9 protein-coding genes are annotated in these 6,409 nt (G+C 57.0%); all 9 read left to right on the top strand.

Going from position 1 to position 6,409, the window contains the following annotated elements; translation table 11 throughout:
- Positions 1–1,048, top strand: a 1,048-nt coding sequence (murA, locus tag ACXJ5O_RS15730; RefSeq protein ID WP_457300702.1) for a UDP-N-acetylglucosamine 1-carboxyvinyltransferase, incomplete at its 5' end; no start/stop codon positions are given.
- Between the two features lie 132 nt (positions 1,049–1,180).
- Positions 1,181–1,618 (top strand): DUF2948 family protein, encoded by a 438-nt coding sequence (locus ACXJ5O_RS15725; RefSeq protein ID WP_224511983.1) that lies wholly within the window; start codon positions 1,181–1,183, stop codon positions 1,616–1,618.
- Between the two features lie 12 nt (positions 1,619–1,630).
- Positions 1,631–2,923 carry a histidinol dehydrogenase gene (hisD, locus tag ACXJ5O_RS15720; RefSeq protein WP_457300701.1) on the top strand — a complete coding sequence of 431 codons (1,293 nt, stop codon included), beginning with the start codon at positions 1,631–1,633 and terminating at the stop codon, positions 2,921–2,923.
- Between the two features lie 7 nt (positions 2,924–2,930).
- A complete protein-coding gene (locus ACXJ5O_RS15715) occupies positions 2,931–3,410 on the top strand; it encodes a UPF0262 family protein (RefSeq protein WP_271892649.1) in 480 nt (159 codons plus the stop codon).
- Between the two features lie 8 nt (positions 3,411–3,418).
- Positions 3,419–3,895, top strand: a complete 477-nt coding sequence (locus tag ACXJ5O_RS15710) for an arsenate-mycothiol transferase ArsC (protein WP_457300700.1) — start codon at positions 3,419–3,421, stop codon at positions 3,893–3,895.
- 126 nt (positions 3,896–4,021) lie between these two features.
- Positions 4,022–4,240: a translation initiation factor IF-1 gene (gene infA, locus ACXJ5O_RS15705; protein ID WP_008122731.1), complete on the top strand. Its 219-nt coding sequence runs from the start codon at positions 4,022–4,024 to the stop codon at positions 4,238–4,240.
- A 33-nt stretch (positions 4,241–4,273) separates the two neighbouring features.
- On the top strand, positions 4,274–4,900 hold the full coding sequence (locus ACXJ5O_RS15700; protein WP_457300699.1) for a Maf-like protein: 627 nt from the start codon (positions 4,274–4,276) through the stop codon (positions 4,898–4,900).
- A 14-nt stretch (positions 4,901–4,914) separates the two neighbouring features.
- Complete coding sequence (yacG, locus tag ACXJ5O_RS15695; protein WP_224511991.1) at positions 4,915–5,121, top strand: DNA gyrase inhibitor YacG; 207 nt, start codon at positions 4,915–4,917, stop codon at positions 5,119–5,121.
- A gap of 68 nt (positions 5,122–5,189) precedes the next feature.
- Complete coding sequence (locus ACXJ5O_RS15690) at positions 5,190–6,329, top strand: Gfo/Idh/MocA family protein (protein ID WP_457300698.1); 1,140 nt, start codon at positions 5,190–5,192, stop codon at positions 6,327–6,329.
- Positions 6,330–6,409: the final 80 nt, after the last annotated feature.

Here is a 6,409-nt window from a genome sequence, read left to right as displayed (position 1 = left end):
CCATTTCACCGCGCGCAATATTGTCGATACGATGGCGCCCTATGAGCTGGTTTCCAAGATGCGTGCAAGCTTCTGGGTTATTGGCCCGCTTCTTGCGCGGATGGGGGTTGCTACGGTCTCGCTGCCAGGCGGCTGCGCCATAGGCACGCGTCCTGTGGATCTGTTCATCGATGGCCTGCGCGCGCTGGGCGCCGATATCGAGATCGAGAATGGTTATGTCAAGGCCAGTGCGAAGGGGGGTCTCGTCGGCACCCGCTATGTATTCCCGAAAGTTTCGGTCGGCGCGACCCATGTATTGATGATGGCCGCGACTCTGGCTAAGGGCGAGACGGTCCTCGAAAACGCCGCGCAGGAACCCGAAGTTGTCAATCTGGCCGACTGTCTCAATGCCATGGGGGCGAAGGTCAGCGGTGCAGGTACGCCGACAATCACCATTGAAGGTGTCGTGAGCCTTTCCGGAGCACGCGTTCGCGTCATTCCGGATCGAATCGAGACCGGAACTTATGCCATGGCGGTAGCCATGACCGGCGGGGACGTCATCCTCGAAGGCGCTGATGCCAGTTTGCTCAGCGCTGCCTTGACCACGCTCGGTCAGGCCGGGGCGGAAATCTCCGAAACCAATTCCGGCTTGCGTGTTGTCCGTAACGGCCACGGCATCATGCCTGTCGACGTGACGACTCAGCCGTTCCCAGGGTTCCCGACGGATCTTCAAGCGCAGTTCATGGGCTTGATGACCAAGGCGAAAGGCACCTCCCACATCACGGAGACGATCTTCGAAAATCGCTTCATGCACGTGCAGGAGCTGGCGCGACTTGGCGCCAAGATTTCACTATCGGGCCAGACGGCTAAGATCGACGGTGTCGAACGGCTGAAGGGCGCGCCCGTGATGGCGACCGATTTGCGGGCCTCGGTCTCGCTGGTCATTGCTGGACTTGCCGCTGAGGGCGAGACAGTTGTCAATCGCGTCTACCATCTCGATCGCGGTTTTGAACGTCTCGAGGAAAAGCTGACGCGCTGCGGCGCGGTTGTCGAACGTATCAGTGACTGATCCTACTTTCGTAGCTTCAACACAGATTCTACGCAGCGTATAATTCCATTTCCCTACACTTTCCTCTAACAGGAAAGATCTCGTGGTGTCGGACCGGCATCGCGATCTCGCTCAATTTTGCAGAGGGAAGACATGGACACGCTCAAACTTATCGCGCTTGATGAGGAAGACCTGCAGATCCTTTCGGCGCATCTGCAGGATTCTGTGTTGAAAGTTGATGACGTTGAATATCTGGCCGCTGAAAAGAAACTTGTTCTCGGCGTGAATCGATTCGTCTGGGAACAGGCTGTCGATGGCAAGCGCCGCCGTACCTTCGAACGTCGCCGCACAGCATTGCTTTTCGATCGGGTGCGCAACGTCAAAGCTACTGGCATTGATCGCCGGCACGGGGACGATATCCTGTCGCTTCTTGCAATCCATTTCATCGTTTCGGACGCACCTTCGGGTATTGTCGAGTTGACCTTCGCCGCCAACAAGGCGCTGAGGCTGGAAGTGGAAGCCATCGAGGCCCAGTTGACCGATCTCGGTCCTGCTTGGGAAACCACGTTCAAACCGGAACACGAAATCTGAGGAGTGATTAGCGTGGCATTTGTGCTGAGACAGTCCGAACCCGATTTTGAATCGCGGTTTTCTGCGTTTCTCGCGACCAAGCGTGAGGTTTCTGAGGACGTGGATCGCGCGGTTGCCGATATAATTCATCGCGTCCGCACAGAGGGCGATGCCGCACTGATTGATTATTCGCAACGCTTCGACCGGATCGATCTTGTGCAACACGGTATCGCGATCACCTCAGCCGAGATCGACGCAGCCRTAGCGTCCGCGCCAATACAAACAGTCGAAGCGCTGAAACTGGCGCGCAATCGCATTCATTCGCACCACGCGCGGCAGATGCCGCAGGACGATCGTTACACGGACGCGCTGGGCGTAGAACTCGGATCGCGCTGGACGGCAGTGGAATCGGTCGGGCTTTATGTTCCAGGCGGCACGGCGAGCTATCCAAGTTCCGTGCTTATGAATGCTGTTCCGGCTCAGGTCGCCGGCGTCGAACGTATCGTCATGGTTGTGCCGTCGCCAGAGGGCAAGCTCAATCCGCTCGTGCTGGTCGCAGCGCGGCTTGCCGGCGTTTCCGAGATTTACCGCGTTGGTGGCGCGCAGGCCATTGCGGCGCTCGCTTATGGCACTGAAACGATTGCACCGGTCGCCAAGATCATAGGTCCTGGCAATGCCTATGTGGCAGCCGCCAAGCGCCGCGTGTTCGGCAAGGTCGGCATCGACATGATTGCGGGTCCGTCGGAAGTTTTGATCATGGCGGACAGCGACAATGATCCGGACTGGATTGCGGCCGACCTTTTGGCGCAGGCGGAGCATGACAGCGCCGCGCAGTCTATTCTGATCACTGACGACGAGGCCTTGGCCAACGCAGTTATCGCCGCCGTGGAACGCCAGCTACTGACCTTGCCACGAGCGGAGGCCGCAAGCGCCAGCTGGCGCGATTACGGCGCTGTTATTCTGGTATCCGGCTTGTTGTCTGCGCTACCGCTCGTTAACCGGATCGCTGCCGAGCATCTCGAGATCGCGACTGCCGATCCCGAAATACTGCTGGCAGGCGTTCGCAACGCCGGGGCGATCTTCCTTGGACGTTACACACCAGAGGTGATCGGCGACTATGTGGGTGGCTCAAATCACGTTTTGCCCACCGCACGGTCGGCGCGATTTTCTTCCGGCCTTTCGGTACTCGACTATGTGAAGCGAACCTCCATCCTGAAATTGGGTGTGGAGCAGTTGCGCGCCTTGGGTCCGGCAGCGATCGAACTTGCGCGTGCAGAGGGCCTAGATGCCCATGGCAATTCCGTTGCAATCCGGTTGAACCTGTAGGGAAATAATGACAGCGACGGACATGGCGCGACTGATTGACGTGGAGCTGGACGAGACCATCGGCCGCTCTACGCCGGACGTCGAGCACGAGCGCGCTGTCGCCATTTTCGATCTAATCGAAGAAAACAGCTTCCGCCCGGTGGGCGATGAGGGAAGCGGTCCCTACCGGCTCAAGATATCGCTGGTGGAATCCCGGCTGATATTCGCCATCGCGCGCGAAAACGGTGATGAAGTCGTTACGCATATCCTGTCGCTGACGCCCTTGCGCAAAGTGGTAAAGGATTATTTCATGATCTGCGAAAGCTATTACGAGGCCATCCGCGCTTCCAGCCCAAGCAAGATCGAAGCTATCGATATGGGTCGGCGTGGATTGCACAATGAGGGGTCGCAGGCATTAATGGACCGCCTGAATGGCAAGATCGAGGTGGACTTCGACACTGCCCGCCGCCTTTTCACGTTGGTATGTGTGCTGCATTGGCGGGGCTAGACGAACCAATGACTATCGGAGCGGAAAAGCTGCCTGATGGCCAGGAACCCGCAAAAGCGGTGATGCCGAGTGCGATCTTGTTCATTTGTGGCCTGAATTCGATCCGATCACCGATAGCGGAGGCACTAGCACGCAGTCTCCTGCCATCGAGGATCTATATCGCCTCGGCAGGTGTTGAGAAAGGCGAGCCCGACCCTTTTGTAGACGCGGTTCTGGAAGAGGTCGGATTAAAACGAATCTCCGCGCAGCCGCGCACTTTCAAAGAGCTGGAAGATGATTATTTCGATTTGATCATTACATTGTCGCCCAAGGCCCACCATATGGCACTCGAATTAACCCGCACAACGTCTGTACATGTGGAATATTGGCCGACACCCGATCCTACCTTGGTGCGGGGCCGTCGCAATCAGATAATGGACGCTTATCGTGATGTTCGGGAAAATCTGAAACGTCACATTCTGGAGCGTTTCGGCAGAACCGGCTGAACCGGCTGACAGCATCACAATTGTATCGAACTCCCTTGTTCACAAATGGTGCGCAATACTATAGGTTCCGCGCAAAATTGCGGTCGAGCCTGACCTCAAATTCCCTTATCGGAGATAGCACTACGCATGGCGAAAGAAGAAGTATTGGAGTTTCCCGGTCTCGTGACGGAGCTGTTGCCCAACGCGATGTTTCGGGTAAAGCTCGAAAATGATCATGAAATCATCGCACACACGGCCGGCCGCATGCGAAAGAACCGTATTCGCGTTCTCGCCGGCGACAAGGTTCTTGTTGAAATGACCCCTTACGATCTGACCAAGGGTCGCATCACCTATCGCTTCAAATAATCAGCTCCGCGTTCCGCAGGATATTCGACGTCAATGAGCGACCAGCACAAATTCGTTCTCGCATCGGGCTCGCCGCGCCGTCTGGCGCTGCTGGGCCAGATCGGTATCGAGCCGGATCGCCTGCTACCTGCGGATGTCGACGAATCCCCGCTGCGGGCCGAACATCCTCGCTCGCTCGCGCGTCGTTTGTGCCGCCTGAAGGCAGAGAAAATCGCGGACGAATTGAAGAACGATACGGATTTCGGCGACACCTATATCATGGCCGCCGATACGGTTGTCGCGGTTGGCCGGCGTATTCTGCCAAAAGCGGAAATCCTCGACGATGCGACTGCGTGTCTCCGATTGCTCTCAGGCCGTTCGCATCGCGTCTATACTGGGCTGTGTCTCATCACGCCCAAAGGCAAGCAGCGTCAGGATCTGGTCGAAACCCGCGTGCGCTTTAAACGTCTTTCGCGCGAGGAACTGGAGAGCTATCTTGCTTCCGGTGAATGGCGCGGCAAGGCTGGCGGCTATGCGATCCAGGGACTTGCAGGCGGCTTTGTCGTCAAGCTGGTTGGCTCCTATAGTAATGTAGTTGGGCTGCCGCTCTACGAGACTGCCAGCCTTCTGCATGGGGAAGGCTATCCGGTCTACGCCAACTGGCAATCTTCAGGACATTAGACGGAACTGATCCATTGACTGAGACCAAGAAAAGCACGGCAAACGTGACGCCCTTGCGGCCAACGCGACCTTGCCCGGAATGCAAGCGCCCTTCGCAACGGGAACATTACCCCTTTTGTTCGGCACGCTGCCGCAACATCGATCTCAGTCGCTGGCTGACCGGAGCCTATGTGTTACCGGCCGTCGAAAGTGCGGACGACAGCGACGACGAGCAGGAATAGCTGAGCCGCTTCACGTTCTTTTCATTTGATGCCGCTAATTTCTGCCCTGGTCAGGACAGGAACGCTCCATGAAGATTGCGATCATCGGCACCGGCTTCGTTGCCGATTATTATATGACGACGCTCGTCAACCATCCGCAACTTGTGCTGGGTGGCGTCTATGACCGTGATCCAGCCCGCCTGAAACAGTTTGCCGATTACTATAAGGTCGCAACCTATCCAGACTTCGAAGCAATCCTCGCTGACAACGAAGTTAGTATCATTGTGAATCTGACGACACCTGAAAACCATTACTTGCTCTCGAAACGGGCGTTGGAAGCAKGCAAACATGTCTATTGCGAAAAGCCGCTTGCCATGCGCTACGAAGAAGCGGCAGAACTAGTAGCGCTTGCCGAACGCCTTGATCTTGTCCTGGCATCAGCACCAGCCAACGCCATGGGCGACGCGTACAGGCTCGTCGCCAAGTCGCTTGACGATATCGGTAAACCACGGCTGATCTATGCCCAGATAGAGGACGGTCCGGTTTTCCGCGCCAATTGGCAGGGATGGCGTTCCGTTTCGGGTGCGCGGTGGCCCGGTCTCCATGAGTTCGAAATAGGCAGTACGCTCGAACACGCCGGTTATGCGCTATCTTGGCTGGTTTCTTTGTTCGGTCCTGTCGAAAGCCTTGCCGCATTCTCGACGCTCACATTTCCGGACAAGGGACCTGGAACCGGGGCAATCAAGATGGCGCCCGATTTTTCCGTTGGTTGCCTGCAGTTTCATTCCGGTGTCATCGCTCGTCTCACCTGCGGTCTTGCTGCGCCGCGCGACCGATCGTTGATGATTCTCGGTGATAGGGGAACACTGACGGCGGAGGATCTTTGGGATCACCGATCAGCAATCTATCTTGAAACTGCCGCCGAAGGCCGGACGCTACGCACCAAGGTTGTCGATCTTATGGAAGTGCATCTCAAGCGCTTCCTGCACTGGAAGCCATTGCCGGGACGCAAACTCGCTTATGACAATTCGGCAAGGCGTGCGAAGCTCCCGGCTTATCCATCGCAGATCGATTTTGCCGGGGGCATTGCCGCGCAGGCTGACGCCATCGAACAAGGCACGCCGCTGTTTTCGTCGGGCAAGGCCGCGCTTCACATCACCGAGTTGGCGCTCGCGTTGAACAACGCCGGTTCGCTGCCCCAGCCTTACAAGATGCGAAGCACTTTCTAGAGCTTGATGATGCGCGTTGTCGCTGGTTGCGCCAAGATGATGTTGATGGCGCGCAGGGCGTTGATGCTGTCTGAAAGCGG

The organism is Phyllobacterium sp. P5_D12 (assembly GCF_054049495.1).
This window is presented reverse-complemented; position numbering and strand designations above follow the sequence as displayed.

Coding starts and splice junctions, on each gene's coding strand:
- ACXJ5O_RS15725 (WP_224511983.1), top strand. CDS start 1,181: ATGGACACGCTCAAACTTATCGCGCTTGATGAGGAAGACCTGCAGATC.
- ACXJ5O_RS15700 (WP_457300699.1), top strand. CDS start 4,274: ATGAGCGACCAGCACAAATTCGTTCTCGCATCGGGCTCGCCGCGCCGT.
- ACXJ5O_RS15715 (WP_271892649.1), top strand. CDS start 2,931: ATGACAGCGACGGACATGGCGCGACTGATTGACGTGGAGCTGGACGAG.
- ACXJ5O_RS15710 (WP_457300700.1), top strand. CDS start 3,419: ATGACTATCGGAGCGGAAAAGCTGCCTGATGGCCAGGAACCCGCAAAA.
- infA (WP_008122731.1), top strand. CDS start 4,022: ATGGCGAAAGAAGAAGTATTGGAGTTTCCCGGTCTCGTGACGGAGCTG.